The following is a 16754-nucleotide window of genomic DNA, read 5'->3' as shown; positions in this document are numbered from 1 at the left end:
TCTGCTCAACAGAGACAACATCTCACAGCAGACAGTAACAATTTATAGACAGAAATCAACCAAACCAGATCTCTATCTCCGCAACTTCGTAAGGAGAAAGATAAACAGAGACTCCTTCTTCGGTCGTCAGCAATTCCGTAATAGTCCGACCAGTGTAATCTCGTTGCCGCGCGAACTGAGCAGGGCGGTAGGTCTTGATCTGCAACTGACGTTTGATACCCGATGTCTCCATGACCCTCATACAGAAACCATATTTAAGTCTGTCGTCTGCGGCATGAGTCGAGTCCTCCTCTTCCAGAGGCGCCGCGGGCAGAAATCTCAACAGTTGAACGTGCCGAGAATTGAAATGGAAGAACCAGCCGCTCTGACCACTCGCCGGGGGACCCGGCTGCTCTGACAACAACACTGGTGGCTGCGTGTAATTATTCAATGCATAACCGGCCGCAGATTCATCCAGAGAAATACGGAACTGAAACTTTCGTGCCGATTCCTTGCCAGTGATCAATAGCGTATCCAGCATGCGGCTTCCCTGGGCCCTATGGAAAGGCATTCCGGGCATTAGGATCGTTGTCTGGTTTTCCTCTTCGGCGATTTCGATGTATTCGGTGCTCTCAAACCGATCTTCCTGAAAGCTGAAACCGGCATGTTGAATCGATCGAGTGACAGCTGCTCCGGCATCGTTCCAGGCGAACCGAATGCCGTAATAATTGCTCCACGGATCCGCCAGCGGCATCTGCTTGACATCCAGTTCCAATTCCACATCGACGAATTTGCACCCTCGATAGACTCGCGTGACCTGTTTGACTCGCGCCAGTTTGAGAGAACGCACGGGATCATACAAATCCGTTTCGGTCGTAATTTCATTCATCACCGGTCCAGTAGCCGTCAAATCGCAACGTCGGCAAACAGGCTCAGAGTAGAATGACTGGATCGTTTTCGACTCGCCGTCAACAGAGAAGACATATTCCTGCTCACGCGGAAATCGGTAGGCGACCTGCTGGCTCAAACGAACGGGGGAACGCTCCATCCCTTTTATCTTCGCGATTCCGCCTGTACTCGGGTTAATGTGCACCTCGAAGAACTCGTTTCGAAGAATATTCTCTTCCACCGCCGGAAATCGTAACTCGGGTAACGAAGGATGAGGCGATGTGGCATCGGCGAGCCAGGTAAAACCACTAGCGGGTAAATCGACCACAACCACCTTCCGTGGGCCCTCTCCCTGAACCGCGCGAACAACATCACTCACTTCGGGAAGAGAAGCACCCTCTGGCCAGAAGACAACCGTGCGCCTTGAGTGTGGCAGTGGATTAAACAACAGACTCCCCGGACGATCGCCCGCCCCCTGAGCCAGCATTGACGCTAACTGCTGTACGGCTCCATTCAGCGCTTTGTCCAGACGAACATCCACGCTGAATTCGGTTTGTTTTTCTTCGTCGGTATCGGACTCCGACTCTTGCTGTGATTCATTCCAACTTGACGGTGGAGTCAACTCGCTAACGGGACCGATAGCTTCAATCGCTTCTTCCAATTCGTATAGTTCTGCGTTTTCGAGAGGTTTGCTTCTCAGGATTCGTTCAATGGCCGTCGCCCATTCAATCCGGCTCAACTCGGCCCGCTGGCCATAATGCTCGCGGAATTGGCTGATGGGATCCGATAGTTCATAAGCCACTCGTTGTATTAATACGGGACTCAGATACTCTTTCTGAGAGTATCGCGACTGTTTGCTGTAATGGTCTTTATGATTGAAGAGTTCCGACCAAGTCACAAACTTACCCAGGACAGGCGCGTAAGCGGCGATGCGGCGAAGGTCTTCCATCCAGGGAGTTTTTTCTTCCGGATAGCGAGCCAGAATAACTCCCGCCACATTGTCTCCCTGCATGCTTTCGGAAAGCCGTTGCGGGAACTTAAGAAAACTACTGGCCGAATCCGCCGCCATGGGAATTCGGCTGCAGGTATCGATAAATGAACCGTCTGCACCTTCCCACTGAAAACGGGTATGCTCTTCGTCCGGGTAAATTCCATCGTCGAGTGCGAAATGCAACGCTGATTTGTAACCCATCCGTTTTAATAACATGGGCAATAATGTTGAAAACCCAAACCTACGTCGGGCCCACATTTTCGGTCTCTGATTAAGAATCCGCTCGTAAGTCTCATGTCCCTTATTAAAATTCCATAATACCGACTCCACTGGCAATAAAGATGCTGGACGGTCAAGCTGTTCGCCACCACAGAAATCGATCTTCCCCTGATTCCAGGTCGTGGCCAACTCAGCACACGCTTCAGGTTGCGCCTCATCAAGCTCCTGTAGTTCCGCTGCACTCAGCATAAAGTTGACAGGATGACGATAAGCAGAACCGGGAGCCGGTTCCTCTTCTCCAGTCTCTTCTCGATCATGCTTACGACTGGCCTGTTCACAGATTGCTTTCAGCTTTTCCGGATCCGAATCAGGGGCTAACAGGCAGAGATCAACCAGATAAGATTCGACGGGATAGAAAATCTCGCGGACGTCCTGCAATAGCTCAAAACAGCGACTTAACCCCCTCCGAGCTGCCGGTTCGTCCCCTTCCAGCGCGCTCTTTGCCGCCTTCGAGGCCGACAGTCGCAGGGCGATATCATCCACTGACGAAAAATGATGCATCTGTCGGGAGAGAAGTTCAATCTGAAGGTAGGCGAATCCGAGCGCCATAAAATCGCGTTCTAAATCAGGGGATAACCGGCTAAGCATCTCCGACAAATCTACGACTTCCGGAATATTCTGCGTATCGGCAGTTTCCTCAATTATCTGCTGTGCGTCATCTGCCTCGCTCACACTCTCTGATTTTGCTTCCGCCAGTAGTTCGCTCCTGGTTTTGATCATCAAATCAGAAACCAACTGAGAAGCTGCCTCATGGGGGTCTGTTAACACCAGTTGGTCGTCGACAGAGGGAGAATGGCCATCATCATGGACATAATCGAAGTCGTGTTCCTGATCGTGCTGCGGAGGCCGTTTATACAGGGTGGGTTGATTGTTGCGTAACACGACGTGAATCGCTTCGATCCATTCATCTCGCGTGACCAGCCCCTCAATCACAGTCCCTCCATTTTCAAGAACCCGGTCCGCGAAGTCTGGACTGATCCAGCTACAGGCAGTCGGCACAAAGACCAAACGGTCCGCAAAGATCTCCGGTTCCGATTCCAACCGTCGCCAGGAAGGGAGCTGCGTCATGTTTGCGATCAGCAGCGGATGCCACATCACTGCAAAACAGTTGAGCAGACTCTCGGCCTGAGACTCCTCTAGATCGGTTGGAAAATCTTCCAGATCGTAAGTAGGAATGAGGGTGCAGATTTCCTGATAACTCATCACGGGCAGGGAACTCTCTAATCCGATTGAAACAACGACTGGTTAGCAAAAGGTCTCACCGAGTTTCTCGTCCACGGAGCAACCCGGAAATCACCCTATTCCAGGGCGATCTTTCCGAACGGAATTCTATCAGATTCCAATTTCAAGTCTGTTTCAGCAGTAGCGGAATTTGGAATAATCCCGACTTGAACCTTTTGAATATGGTCGAAACAGCCCCAATCCGACACTCAGGGCCACTTCTGACTAATTTTTAAATTTCCATTCGATAACGGAACTCTTTTCGGGAAATTCGCATCTTAATACTGATACAATACATGTAATCGTCATTCGGACGATATTGCTACTACGTTCGGCGGGCCTTTACATACAGACTTCAAACAATCCGTTAGCCACGAATACAGCATCGTTTCCCCTGTTCATCTTACCGATTGCAGGGGTCGAACGGTTAAAACTCGGTGATCCGGGAGAACTGTGGTTGACTAATCCAGAAGTTGCTTGATAGCTTTAACTTAGGATAAATACTTGAACTCTGGCAATTCTCCAGTCTCTGAGGCCAAAATCCCCTGATTGATTTCCAGACATTCAGCCAAACTGATTCGTACTGTATAGTGATAATACTTATATAATACGATACGGACCCGATTCCCGGTCGCTTAAAAAGCAGCTGGTACATCCAACATATCGTCCTCCAAACGAATTTTAAGTCGATTCATGGCGGCAGGTTGTCGGAGGATATCTAGTCAGATTTCAATAAAAACCATTTCGTACCTCTCCGGCTCTCGGAGAGGCGATCTCGAATATATTTTCTCACCACGTTTTCCGTGGTCGATTCAAAACATAAAATACTAAACAATCTCAAACGTCACAGGTCGAGTTTTCTCGTCTGGTAGCGGTTTAGAATTCCCGGTCATTCAACCTTCACGTGAATTTTAAAACGGTTTTACAGACGTAAGACTCCTGCATCGAGTAACGAGGATTTCTGATGGCAAGCAAACGAGGCGCATGGGGCATTGAAATTGGACAATCCGCCCTTAAAGCGATTCGATTGGAATTCAATGAGAACACGGAGCAGGTGGTCGCCACCGCATTCGACTTCGTGCCCCATCCCAAGATTCTCAGCCAACCGGACGCGATACCGGAAGAATTGATTGCCCAATCAATCGAAAAGTTTCTGTCCCGCAATAAGCTGAACAACGATGTCGTCGGTATCAGTGTTCCAGGTCAGGCGGCACTGACTCGATTCGTCCAACTGCCACCGGTGGACGCCAGCAAAATCAAAGACATTGTCCAGTTCGAAGCACGGCAGCAGATTCCTTTCGACCTCGACGAAGTTATCTGGGACTACCAGACATTCGGAACTGCCGACGAAGAAACGGGCTACATGCTCGATGCCGAAGTCGGTCTGTTCGCCATGAAACGCGACCTCATCGAACAGCATTTTCGTCCCTTCTCTGAAGTCAAAATCGAACTTGATCTAATCCAGACAGCACCGCTGGCACTGTTCAACTTCCTCACCTTCGATCAACTTGGCTTAAAAGCAGAAGACCAGCCCGCGACTGATGGCGAGTATATCCTGCTACTTGATATGGGTGTCGACAACACCACCTTGATCGTCTCCAACGGTCAGAAAATCTGGACGCGAAATGTTGGTATTGGTGGAAACCACTTCACCAGAGCGTTAACGAAGGAAATGAAGTTAACCTTCGCCAAAGCGGAGCATCTCAAATGCAATGCCACTCGTTCTCCCGACCCACGCGCTGTTTTTCAGGCATTACGCCCCGTATTCAATAATTTCGTCGCCGAGATTCAGCGGTCTATCGGATTCTTCTCCAGTGTGAACCGCGACGCTCAGATCAGCCGCGTCGTGGGGGTCGGTAACGGCTTCCGCATGGCCGGCCTGCAGAAGTTCCTCCAACAGAACCTCCAATATGACGTCGAACGACTCGATTCGTTTAACGAACTCGTCGGTGACAAAGTCATCAGCGAGCCAATGTTTACTGAGAACATCCTCACTTATGCCGTTCCCTACGGTATTGCTCTACAGATGCTGGATCAATGCCGAATCAAAACCAACCTGCTTCCTCCCGAGATCCTAACGACACGTAAAATACGTCAGAAAAAACCGTGGGCGATGGTGACTGCGGCTACCATTATGGCAGGCGTCACGTTCTCCACATTGGCCTACTCAATGGTCAGCGGCTCTGTTTCCGAGGAACGGTTTGGTGATGCAGAAAATGCAGCCACTAGCCTGAAGACCACAGTTGATCAGGCTAAATCCAAATACGATGAACTTGTTGCTGCCAACAAGAAAATTGCAGCGAAGGCCAACAGCTTTACCAGTTTCGTCGAGAATCGGGAACTATGGCTGGAAGTCTATAAAGCGATTAATGAATCTCTCCCTCGAGACAATCCTGACCTCATCGATGACATGGATCTTCCTGATCGCGAGCAGATTCGATTGACTTCCATTACTGCGAACAAACAGAGCGCTAGCCAGCTTACTAACTGGTACAATGAAATACTGGCGGACGACCTGGCAGCGGCCACCCTCTCGGATCGAGACAGAGACAATCCACCCAATGCAAACGGTTATCTGTTCACATTGGAAGGCATTAGTTACCACTACGATGAAAACGATCTTCTGAAGGGGCAGGCAGAGGGATACATCAAGAACACTGTATTGAAGAATCTACAGGAATGGACGATTCCTTTATCAGGCGGATTCTCTTTTCCAATTGGAAAACAGGGAATCAGTTATCCCGTCTTGGCGAATTACGAATTAATAGCTCGCGAACTTGATCTCTCTGGTAACGAGTTTGATCCTAACGAGTTTCTGGAAGGCCCCAACGTTAAGTTGGAGGAACAACCGAAACCGGATGCAGGTAATCAGAATGTCGACGAGGAACGCGATCGCCGGAGAAGCAGAGGCCGTGGTCAATCGAGAACCCCCATTCGATCGACCACCCCGGGTACGGAAGTCGAAGAAAAAAAGTCGATTTTGGAAACGACTTTTATGATTCAATTTATCTGGATTCCAACTCCTACTGAATTTCGTGGCGAAACTGTAGCTGAAGGGATGGAACTGAGATCAAAACTTGGTTCGGGGACGAAGCCATTGAAAGCGGAACCAGAGACTCGTACCTTCGGATCTGGCAGAGACTAACACTCAGGATTACTGCTAGTTCTTTCTTATTAAACTTTTACTTCTGACTTCAATTTGCATCTTACGAGAATCCAATCCAGGAAAATTAATATGGAATATGTTAAATCATTTTTCGCCGGAGCGACTCGACACCATTACTGGATCCTCGCCGTAGTTGTGATCATTCTACCGATCTGGGCTTGGCAGAATATGGCTGCTGCGACCACATCCATCATTGATCAACGCAAGAATGCAATTGTTGAGGCGGAAAACAAAGTCCAGAATATCAGTGGACCAAACCAAAACTGGATTGAAAATGCTGAAAAGCTGAATGAAGTCAACGAGGCCCAACAGCAGGCTTCGATTGAAAAGCTGTTCCGATCTCAGCAATTAGACCTCACCTGGCCCGCGTCGGTTGCGAGTATTGTTGAAGAAAAAGAGTTTCAGTATCGGCAACAGTTTAATGACCTGGAAGTACGCCGTCATTTCGCCGGTACTCTGGGCAGTGGTGGAAAACGATTGGACGACGGTTACAAGAAAGAGATCGATAAACTTGTCGAAAGTCTTGAACCTTACGATCCATTTACCAAATCAGGTAACATTTTCCTCAACCCTGAAACTGTTCTGCAACGCTATCCAAATTCAGATGACTGGCTATCTCCCAGCGGAGCAATGCCATCAGATCTGCAAATTTGGGATTCCCTGGAGGATCTTTCGCTTCAGGCTTCACTTGTAGAAGCGATCCGCAATATCAACTCCTCGGCTATCTCTATCGGAAAGGCTCCCATAAAGCAAATTCAGCAAATCCAACTTTTGGGAGGAAGTATTTCTGACTTCCGAGATCCGGCTGGATATGAGGATGTTGACATCAATCAGTCTGGTGGAGGAGGTGGAGACATCGATCAGCGCGTTCTCGAACGTATTGGTGCATCGGGAAAATCAAATATTTCTAAAGGAGCGGTAGCCCGAATCCGAGATGAAGAAATAACCAAAGCGAATGCTAAAGATGACACGCCGGCGAAAAGCGTAGCTCGGACAGCAGTCGAAGGTAATTTGGCCGGTTTCGACCCCTCTACTCAGTTTGGCATGCCTCACCTTGACCCAGAATCCGACCAATTTAAACAGCAGGAGAAACAGAAAACAGCTGCAGATACTTCTCAAGAAGACGATGGTAGAAGAGGAGGTGGACTATCTGCTGAAGATCGGGCAAGATTAGCTGCACTGAGGGAAGCAACCACTCAAGAAGCCGCTCCTGAATTAGACAAGGTATCGATCGACACTGCCACTTTCGTTCCACGTAAAGAAACGCGGTATATTGACATCGATGACACTAAGGAATTCGTGACACGGGGATTCTATATCGAAGTCACTATGGACCATCGAAAACTTCCTGAACTCATTGGTAACTTGACTAACATGAAGTACCCAACCGTGATCGCCCGCGTTCAGGCGGTATCACGCAAACATAACCAAAGCGAGCTTGCTACTCGCAGCCAAGGTTCAGGTTCCATTCGACGGAGTCGAGATGAAGACGAAGAGAATGAAGAGGCCTCTCCCTCCCCAACAGGCACCAGCAAAGCTCCAGGAGTCGCGACTGGTTCAGTTGAGACGGACATCTTGTCTAACCCATACCTGGCGGATGTTGCAATCGCAGGGTACATGGCTGTTTTCAAACTGGAAACAATGCTGGATAAATTGAATACGCAAGAAGAGGTTCCAGCCGACCAGGAAGAAAATCAGCCGGGTGAACTGAATCGTGCATTACCAGCCACGAACAGAAATGGTAGAGACTAAGTACAAAGTCGAAACTTTAGCCAACACCGTACATATACTCTTTTAAAATACTCTGAAATTCGGAACCAACCATGAATTTCAAAAATGTAATCACCAAAATCAAAACCACGGACTACAAGGTTTTCTTCATTAACCATGTCGAAAAGTTCCTTGTCAGTTTCGCTGTCTTATTCGTGGTCTACTGTTTGTACGCCACGAACTGGTCATTCGCACCCATTGAGCCCCAAGAGCTCACGGCAAAGGTCGATCAGGCCCGAGTTGATTACCTTGATAACAACTGGGCCGCAGAAGAACGAAGTCAATTTGAGGCGAACTCGAACCTTGACAATAAAATTCAACAGATTCTTTATCCCATCGCGGTACACAAATATGGTTTCAGTACCGACATGGATTGGCCCATCTATGAAATAACCGAACCTGCTGTTGAGCCGGAATTTCTTACCGTACGCGGTCTACAAGCCTATGGTGGCAGAACTTTACTTGATTTGATTGACTTAAACAAAGTCGAAGCGGTTAAAGCGGCCGAGAAAACATTGGATACGACCAGCGCAGATAAACTGTCTGAACAGGAACAGCAGTTAATGAATCAGTTTGGTATCTCCTCAGAACAACTTCAAAGAATTGAAGATGCCAAGAAAAAAGAAAAGGAAGCCAAGCAAACCAATAACCGCGGACGTCAACGTCCCACCCCTAATGCTAACAATGCCAGCAACGGATCGAATCGAGAAACTGAACGAGAAGATCGACGGTCCCGCCGCGAACTTGGGGGACTGGTGCGACAGAGTGCCTCTGTGTCTGAACCTCATAGGTTCGTCTCCGTCACCGGCGTTTTCCCTGTCCGTCAGCAAAAGCTTGAATTACTTAAAGCCATGAATTCCTCATCCATGGCACAATCTGTTATGAATATCGACGAGCTCCTTTATGATTTCAAGATCGAACGACAGGTCGCCGAGCCGGGAAAAGATCCCTGGACGGGTGAATGGCGAGAAGTAAGTCGCCCCGTGACGGAAAACATTCTGCAGCGGTCCGCTGGATTTTCTCCAGAGAGTGTGAATCAATTCGTTACCAACAACATTTTCACGATGCCTCTACCTTCTCGTACCCGCGGAAACTGGGGGAAATACGCCACTCATCCACTGATTGAAAACTACGTTCTCTCACCGGAAGAAATTGAACAGCAAAAGAATATCGTATCTGAGATGGTCGATCGCGAACTTGAAAAACTTCGTGTTCAACAGGAAGCACAGAAGAACCAGGGTGGGTTTAGTACTTTTTCGTATAACGTAAATCAGTTACAGAACGCTTCCTCTGAATCCTTCCTCGATAGCCTGCTTAAAGAATCCCCCGACGATCGCGAAAAGAAAATTATTGATAAACTGAAGTCGGCCGCTACAGCAGAATCCAACCTCCTGCTATTTCGGTTCCTGGATTTCGCCGTTGAACCTGGCCAGATTTATCGCTATCGCGTCAAACTGGTTTTTCGCAATCCGAACTATCAGAAAGAGCTTTACAAAGTCGCCTCTCCAGAGATCGTTGAAGGAGAATTCCGAGAGTCCTCTTGGAGCAATCCTACACTGCCTGTCGCCGTGGTGGACGACTTGCAATATTACATCGTTAAAGAACCTGTTGAGGTTCAAGGCCGCTGGTCGTCTCGAGTTGAGGCATTCCAATGGTTGGAGAACCTCGGGACTTTGATTAATTCATCAATCAGCGTCAAACTGGGAGATTTCGTAGCGGATCGTACGAGAACCGAAGTCGTGAAACCGGACGAACAAAAAGTGGAGAAAGAGGACGTCAGTTTTCATTCACTAGACATGGCATTGGCATTTGAGAGTCCCATTGAATTGAGTCCCGAACTTCATACTGACTTACAGTTTCCTGATTCAACAGGACGAAATTTACCAGGCATCCCAACTTTAGGGCTGTTTACGAACTCAAAAGGAGTCCTGAAAATTAAGGACGACATTGCAGAGAAAAGTACTGAATCGCAACTCGAGAACACAGTCAAGTATGAACGACTTACGTACGATCAAAGTAGTGCGACTGCCACGGAGGGGTCTGACGGTGACGACCGCCGAGGCTCACGCGACAGAGGCACTAATTTTAATCCAACTCAGCGGCGGTCGAGCCGTAGATGATGAAATTATGTCAGTTAGTTAACCTATTTCAGCCAGCAATTGATCAATAAATTCATGATACCCCTCGCCTTCTGTTGAAGAAGGCCGAGGGGTTTTTGTTTGCCCCCCCGAAAGTTCCTCAAGCAGAAATTCGACGCGTTCTCTGGAAATCTGACGTTCCAGTTGATGAATCAAAGACGAACCTGCTTCCGTCTTCATCATCTCATGAAAACGATCATACTTACCGACGAGATGCTGTGGGTTATGTTTTAAAATGGCATCGCGACAACGGTCCGCCACGTTCAATAAGCCCGTCTGGCACGCTTCCCAACCTGCCAGTAACAATAGTTTATCTCGACTGGGATACTGCTTTTTCTGATCGGATACTGCAGCCAGTTCCAGGAAGTCTAACAAAGCCTCTTCGTGACGGTCCATAATTTCTCTACCCTGCGTGAACTTGAATGATCCTCTGGAAGGATATTATACAACCGCATCAGTAAAACACGAAATCGTTTTACGAAGCAGGAGCCGCATGCGGATGAGATTTCTCGTAAGTTTCCCGTAAACGTCGCGTACTGACATGGGTATAAATCTGCGTGGTGCTCAGACTTTTGTGTCCGAGCAATTCCTGCACACTACGCAAATCAGCACCACCATCCAGGAGATGGGTAGCAAAACTGTGCCGAAGGGTGTGCGGTGATGTAAGAGTATCGAGTCCGGTCTGTTTGAGATACTTCTCTAACATTCGACCAATACTCCGAGTGGTGATTCGATTACCGAAGCGATTTAAGAATAATGTCGCAGTAGACTCGGCACCTCCCTTGGGGTTTGGTTCCCGGACATCCACCCATTCCAGCAGGGCTTGAGTCGCATAACTTCCAACAGGTGCAATTCGTTCTTTACGCCCTTTACCAAACACGCGGAGAATACCGGCGTCCTGATCCCAATCATCGACGTCCAGACCGACGAGTTCACTCACACGCAAACCGGCCGAATACATTGTCTCCAGAATCGCGCGATCCCGGAGACCCTGAGTGTCGTCTTTAGCAGGAGCTTCCAGTAACAACCCGACTTGCTCAGTCGTCAGAAAATGCGGAAGGCTGGATCCTAGTCGAGGCGTTCGCAGTGGCTTGGCCGGGTTATTATCAGCCAAACCTTCGCGACAACAGAATCGAAAGAAACTACGCAAGCAAGCAAGGCGGCGGGCAATAGTTCGTCGGGAATACTGACATTCATGCAGGTAGGCCACGTATTGCCGTAGTTGAGCCACATCGACCTCCCGCGGTTCCGGCAGATGGCCTACAAAGTCGGTGAAGAACTCGACCAGACTTCTCAGATCTTCTGCATACGACTTTTCTGTCAGCTCCGACGCATTTCTTTCGATGGTCATGTATCGAATAAACGCGTCAATGGCTGCATACATAAATCATATACCTGCGGAAAGAGTAACAAGCAGATCAATCACGACCGGGAGAATTGCGATACCCAGGGGTGTCTACGTTTCCGAGGTCGTTAGAAAATCTGTCGCGTACTACCTGGCAGCTTCTTCGGGAAATGCGGCTGGAATGTTTTTTCCTGCTGCTCTTCCTGGAGACGGCGCACTTTCTGACTGAGAATGGCCGCATCATACCAGGTAAAGTTCAAATCCGGATCGGCTGCCTTCTTGCCCAGTTGCTCAAGTAATACCCGTGGACTCGAATCATCATATAAAAATATATAACGTTCCGATTCTTTGACCAGAGCAATTACGTTCATTCCACGGTGCATTAGATTCTTTCCTTGAATGGTCTCTCAAATCCGTCCTGGAGAGACAGTGCCTGACAAAAGGGGATCAAAGCACGGTCAGGCGAACTCTATTAAACTTTTGGGACCATCTTCCTTATCGGTAAAACCAGGTAGTGATCACTTGAACTTTCGGGGGACAAAGATGATTCGCCGACGGGCTTCTCCGCCGTGCAGCATCAACATCTCTTTAATCATTAAATGTGATACAAACCGGATATAGTCATCAGTTCGGTGAAGCCGAGACTCCCAGCTTCCACTTCGGGGATCACCACTTAATTCGTAATAATCTCGGAAATTCGCCACCAAATCCGCATCTGTTGCGTCAAACATGCGGCTGTATTCCATAAAGGGTCGGCTGTTTAAGGCCTCTTGATACATCGGCAATTCCAGCGGCTCCCCTGGAGTAACCTGGTACATCTCCAGTACTGGTTCTTTCTGTGGCAGTGGCTGTACTGTAGATTTGGGTACTGGAGGAACAATAGGCTCTGGCTCAGTCTGTTTGGGTACACTCAATGCTGGCTGTGGTTCCACAGGCGTTTTTTTTACCGAATCCGGAACTGGCGGTGCCTGCGGCATTTGTGAAATCATCACAGTCTCTGAACTGGATCCTGGTAAAAAAAGAAGCGGTCCATCGACCAATGCCATTTGCGAATTTGCGGTGAATTGAGGCTGCTGACTCGCGGCCACCTGCTGATATGCTGACTGTTGGGGATCGATCTGCTCGGAACTGAGTTGCAGCTTCCATGTCGTATTCTGGAATGATTCCACAGCATGACCAGAAGCCATTCTCACCTGATCAGCTGTTCCTGTAGCAGAGAGCGCCATCGGCTGATTGGAGGTCATCGAATGTCCGAATTCCGCACTCGGATTATCCGGAGACTGACCACGGTAATCAGGCCAGGGAACTGGTACCCGTAATTTGTCTTCGCGAGGCCCTTTATGCAGCTCGAACGGGTCTTTCATTTCTTTTTTGAATCGTTCCCACCGCACTTTGTTTCGTTCACTCTTCTGATGAAACCAGCCGCTCATCCCGTCATTCCCAGCCGAACATTGCTGACAGTCCGAACCGGAACAGAGACCACTGCATTGGCCACTCTGACAACTTTCCAGGCCATGTTCGCAATCACAATTAGCTTGTGCGAGACAACGTCCATCGCATTCTCCGGGCGGGCAGGTACAACAATCGCCTAACTCCAACGGACGCCGGTTGGCTTCCCGGTACATGTTCTCTCGCAGTTCCTGTTCGTTTTCCAGACGCGTGCGCGCCAGAGGATCGATGGGAATGCCTGGAGTGAAGCTCCAGTCGTATGGTGAATACCAGGAGACTTTCAATCCCATCCGAGGCGGTGCGTAAGCCTTGTAGTCCGTTACGGCACCAACAACGACGGCATCGACATTAAGTATTTTGGCGAGGCGAACCGCATCTTCAGGTCCGCGCATTTCTTCCAAGCCATGTTGGACCATAGCTGTTTCGACGACACCAACGGGAACGACTTCAAAACCGGGTACTTTCTGGAGTTCCGCGTAATAGGCTTCAGCAAATTGGCGACCATCTACGGCTCGTTCAGTACTCAAGTTGAGAAACGGTGCAACCGCAACGGTAGAGAGCCCAGGCACCGGATTGGTCACACCTGTATCGGTGACGACACACCCCGTGAGCAGGGAGACGCATAATAAAATAGGCAAACAAAGCCGCATAGGGCGTACTTTCTCTCTGAGAAACAGATCTACTCTCTCTCAGACAGATCGGCGTAACCCGCAAAGATACTTTAATCGAAAAAGTCGTTCTAAACCGCCTCTTTTAAAGTTATCCAGTCCGCCTTCATGCCTGCCCTCCCAAAACATTCATTCTGCCTATTCCCTCAGTTCCTGTTTCAGAATACGAAGGAAAGGCTCCACATCGGTCACCAATCCAACCGTTTGGAAAGTTCCTCGATCGGCGAGTTTGGTTACCGTCGCCGGGTTGATATCAACGCAGACTACTTTTACCGAGGCAGGCAATAAGTTCCCGACTGCAATCGAATGTAATGTTGTCGCGATCATCAGTGCAAAGGAGACTCCTTGCACGAGTTCCCGCATCCTCCGTTGAGCTTCGAGTGCATCCGTGATCACATCGGGCAGGGGGCCATCATCGCGAATACTTCCAGCGAGCAAATAAGGAATCGGGCGTTTAATGCATTCGTACATTATCCCATTGGTCAGCAACCCGGAATCAACCGCCTGTTGAATACTGCCTGCACGGCGTATTCGATTGATTGTACGCAAGTGGTGCTCATGCCCTTCTTCGATTGATCCACCATGCTCCATCGAAATACCAAGACTGGTATTGAAGAAAGACTGTTCAATGTCATGAGTCGCCAGGGCATTCCCGGCAAAGAGCACATCAACAAATCCCTCACGAATCAGATAACTCAAGTGCTGGCGACTTCCCGTGTGTACCACTGCGGGCCCACCTACCACCAGAATCTTTCCGCTTCCTGCTTTTGCATCCCGCATCGCCCGCGCTATCTCTTTCACGGTCACATGCTTCGGCTTCTCGCTGGATACAGTGCTGTTCATGAACTGGAACAGGTCCGTTTTTCCACTGCGAGGACGCTGCTCCGGTTGAATGCGGACTCCACGATGGCCAACGACGATCTGCTCTCCCACTGCGACATCCGACATGGGAATACAATCTGCCACACCTGTTTTCGGTTCATATCGAATCCCACAATCCATTTCCTGTCTGGTTACGGGTATCCAGTTCTCGTCGATTCGTATTTCGGTCGCCATATTGGTCGTCGCATAGAAGTCATCAGGAAGCACCCCCGCCATATCAACAGGTTCCAGTTTGCAATCGACCTGATCGACTAACCGCGCCCCATGCTGAGCAATCTGCTGAAGTATATCGTTTAACGTCGACGCATCGTCAGCACCCACATTAATCACGGCATAACTGTCGTCCTGTTGCTTCTTTCCGATCTCGACTTCTTCAAATTCAAACGACCCTCTCATAGATAGAATCAGATCAAGAACCTTCGGAAGCAACAGACTGTCAATAATATGCCCCTCTAATGTCACCTTCTCCCAAAACTGGGGCGCAGGGTCTTCTGAATTCGCTGACGTTTCCTGATTGTGAGGCATGATTACCTTTCGAGGGAAAACAGAGTGATGTATAACGAGCCAAAATAAAGTGGGTGGCCACCATCCCAATGGAACGTCTCCTCTACATTTGTACCAGAACTTTCTTCAGAAAATTCAGGAATCTGCAGGAACCGATTGATCCCCCATGCAGGCTGGATCGTTCTGTTCTGAAACATTCGTTACACTGCAATTTTACGGAACGAAAAGAAGAAGTGAGGGAAAGTAATACACCTTTTTAACCTGAGGGTGAGATCCCACCGAATACTTCTTGATTTCCGCATCTGGATCCGCTTTTTTAAATCCTCGACGGTGGAACTCTGCTGCCGATACTCCGTTGTTTGAATTCATACTTTTCCGATAAAAAACTTCGCCTGAAATTCACCCGAAAGTCGGACCTCTGATGGACATCGACCACCTGTTTTACGAATTGATTAACCCGTGGCCCTGGTACTACCTCGTACCTTCAATCCTGGGGTTGCTGCTCCTGTTGGGCCTGGCTGCCGATACGCTTGTAAACGAGGCGGTGGTTCTGTCAGAACGTGCTCAAATCCCGAAAATCGTCATTGGGGCGACTGTGGTCAGCCTCGGAACGACCATGCCCGAAACGGCGGTTTCAGTTCTGGCGGCCATTGAGGGTAACCCTGATATGGCGCTGGGCAATGCCGTCGGTTCTATTATTTGTGATACTGGCCTGATCCTTGGAATCGCGTGCCTCATTACGCCCTTGCCGCTTCCTAAACGGATTGTCAATCGTCAGGGTTGGCTGCAACTTCTGGCGGGGCTTCTGTTGGTATTGGTCTGCTGGCCCTGGGGCTCCAGTTGGGGCGACATCATGGCCGGTAATGCACAGGGGAATATGAAACAGTGGGTAGGTTTCGTTTTCCTCGGTCTGCTGGCACTTTACTTATGGATGTCTGCCTATTGGGCACGGAAAGAACGGGACGGCACCACAACGCTCGAAGAATTCGAACAAGACGCCTCTGCCCCACTCTGGAAGGTTATCCTGAAACTGTGCGTCGGAATCTTCGTTGTCGTCGCCACGTCCAAGTTTTTGATCCCGCTGGTACAGGTTGCCGCTGAGCGAATCGGTGTGCCTCAAGCCGTCATCAGTGCCTCACTGGTCGCCTTCGGAACATCGCTGCCGGAACTCGTCACCGCCGTCACTGCCGCCCGCAGGGGGCATGGAGAACTGGCAGTAGGAAATATTGTCGGTGCCGATATTCTCAACGTCTTATTCGTGACTGGTGCCGCTGCTGCGGTTACTCAACAGGGACTGACAGCCGGTCCCAAGTTCTACACTCTGCTATTTCCGGCCATGATGCTGATTCTGGTCGTCTTCCGCGTGGGTATCTTTTTCTCGCCCGAAAGACTGTCCCGCGGTTTTGGTGTGATCCTACTGGCTTTATATGCCCTGACAATGATCTTCCTGCCCGGAGGAATTCATTAAGCTGAG

General features: G+C 49.3%; 10 protein-coding genes. 4 read left to right on the top strand and 6 right to left on the bottom strand.

Annotated elements, in window-relative coordinates; genetic code table 11:
* Window positions 1–55 precede the first annotated feature (55 nt).
* Window positions 56–3340: a glycoside hydrolase family 38 N-terminal domain-containing protein gene (locus Pla110_RS10450; protein WP_144995717.1), complete on the bottom strand. Its 3285-nt coding sequence runs from the start codon at window positions 3338–3340 to the stop codon at window positions 56–58.
* A 982-nt stretch (window positions 3341–4322) separates the two neighbouring features.
* Between Pla110_RS10450 and pilM the strand changes: the two genes are divergently transcribed.
* The 3 genes from pilM (at window position 4323) to Pla110_RS10435 (ending at window position 10414) form a co-directional block, all read left to right on the top strand.
* Window positions 4323–6503, top strand: a complete 2181-nt coding sequence (gene pilM / locus Pla110_RS10445) for a type IV pilus assembly protein PilM (RefSeq protein WP_144995716.1) — start codon at window positions 4323–4325, stop codon at window positions 6501–6503.
* 90 nt (window positions 6504–6593) lie between these two features.
* The gene (locus Pla110_RS10440) at window positions 6594–8276 is read left to right on the top strand and encodes a hypothetical protein (RefSeq protein WP_144995715.1); all 1683 of its coding nucleotides are present in this window, start codon (window positions 6594–6596) and stop codon (window positions 8274–8276) included.
* A gap of 71 nt (window positions 8277–8347) precedes the next feature.
* The gene (locus Pla110_RS10435; protein ID WP_144995714.1) at window positions 8348–10414 is read left to right on the top strand and encodes a hypothetical protein; all 2067 of its coding nucleotides are present in this window, start codon (window positions 8348–8350) and stop codon (window positions 10412–10414) included.
* An 18-nt stretch (window positions 10415–10432) separates the two neighbouring features.
* Here the strand turns inward: Pla110_RS10435 and Pla110_RS10430 are convergent, their stop codons facing one another.
* The 5 genes from Pla110_RS10430 to Pla110_RS10410 all read right to left on the bottom strand — a co-directional run bounded on the left by Pla110_RS10430 (window position 10433) and on the right by Pla110_RS10410 (window position 15301).
* Entirely contained in the window at window positions 10433–10828 is a 396-nt protein-coding gene (locus Pla110_RS10430) for a hypothetical protein (protein ID WP_144995713.1), read from the bottom strand.
* A gap of 79 nt (window positions 10829–10907) precedes the next feature.
* Window positions 10908–11816, bottom strand: coding sequence for a tyrosine recombinase XerC (xerC, locus tag Pla110_RS10425; RefSeq protein WP_144995712.1), 909 nt, complete (start codon window positions 11814–11816; stop codon window positions 10908–10910).
* 89 nt (window positions 11817–11905) lie between these two features.
* Complete coding sequence (locus Pla110_RS10420; protein ID WP_197440644.1) at window positions 11906–12160, bottom strand: hypothetical protein; 255 nt, start codon at window positions 12158–12160, stop codon at window positions 11906–11908.
* Window positions 12161–12295: 135 nt separating this feature from the next.
* Window positions 12296–13876: a hypothetical protein gene (locus Pla110_RS10415; protein ID WP_144995711.1), complete on the bottom strand. Its 1581-nt coding sequence runs from the start codon at window positions 13874–13876 to the stop codon at window positions 12296–12298.
* Window positions 13877–14032: 156 nt separating this feature from the next.
* On the bottom strand, window positions 14033–15301 hold the full coding sequence (locus Pla110_RS10410) for an ornithine cyclodeaminase (protein ID WP_144995710.1): 1269 nt from the start codon (window positions 15299–15301) through the stop codon (window positions 14033–14035).
* Between the two features lie 400 nt (window positions 15302–15701).
* Between Pla110_RS10410 and Pla110_RS10405 the strand changes: the two genes are divergently transcribed.
* Window positions 15702–16748, top strand: coding sequence for a sodium:calcium antiporter (locus Pla110_RS10405; RefSeq protein WP_144995709.1), 1047 nt, complete (start codon window positions 15702–15704; stop codon window positions 16746–16748).
* The last annotated feature ends 6 nt before the right edge of the window (window positions 16749–16754 follow it).

This window comes from Polystyrenella longa (genome assembly GCF_007750395.1).
GTDB lineage: Bacteria > Planctomycetota > Planctomycetia > Planctomycetales > Planctomycetaceae > Polystyrenella > Polystyrenella longa.
The sequence above is the reverse complement of the archived record's forward strand: the minus strand, read 5'-3'. Positions and strand labels throughout refer to the sequence as shown.

Coding starts and splice junctions, on each gene's coding strand:
- Pla110_RS10450 (WP_144995717.1), bottom strand. CDS start 3,340: ATGAGTTATCAGGAAATCTGCACCCTCATTCCTACTTACGATCTGGAA.
- pilM (WP_144995716.1), top strand. CDS start 4,323: ATGGCAAGCAAACGAGGCGCATGGGGCATTGAAATTGGACAATCCGCC.
- Pla110_RS10430 (WP_144995713.1), bottom strand. CDS start 10,828: ATGGACCGTCACGAAGAGGCTTTGTTAGACTTCCTGGAACTGGCTGCA.
- xerC (WP_144995712.1), bottom strand. CDS start 11,816: ATGTATGCAGCCATTGACGCGTTTATTCGATACATGACCATCGAAAGA.
- Pla110_RS10435 (WP_144995714.1), top strand. CDS start 8,348: ATGAATTTCAAAAATGTAATCACCAAAATCAAAACCACGGACTACAAG.
- Pla110_RS10410 (WP_144995710.1), bottom strand. CDS start 15,301: ATGCCTCACAATCAGGAAACGTCAGCGAATTCAGAAGACCCTGCGCCC.
- Pla110_RS10405 (WP_144995709.1), top strand. CDS start 15,702: ATGGACATCGACCACCTGTTTTACGAATTGATTAACCCGTGGCCCTGG.
- Pla110_RS10440 (WP_144995715.1), top strand. CDS start 6,594: ATGGAATATGTTAAATCATTTTTCGCCGGAGCGACTCGACACCATTAC.
- Pla110_RS10415 (WP_144995711.1), bottom strand. CDS start 13,876: ATGCGGCTTTGTTTGCCTATTTTATTATGCGTCTCCCTGCTCACGGGG.
- Pla110_RS10420 (WP_197440644.1), bottom strand. CDS start 12,160: ATGCACCGTGGAATGAACGTAATTGCTCTGGTCAAAGAATCGGAACGT.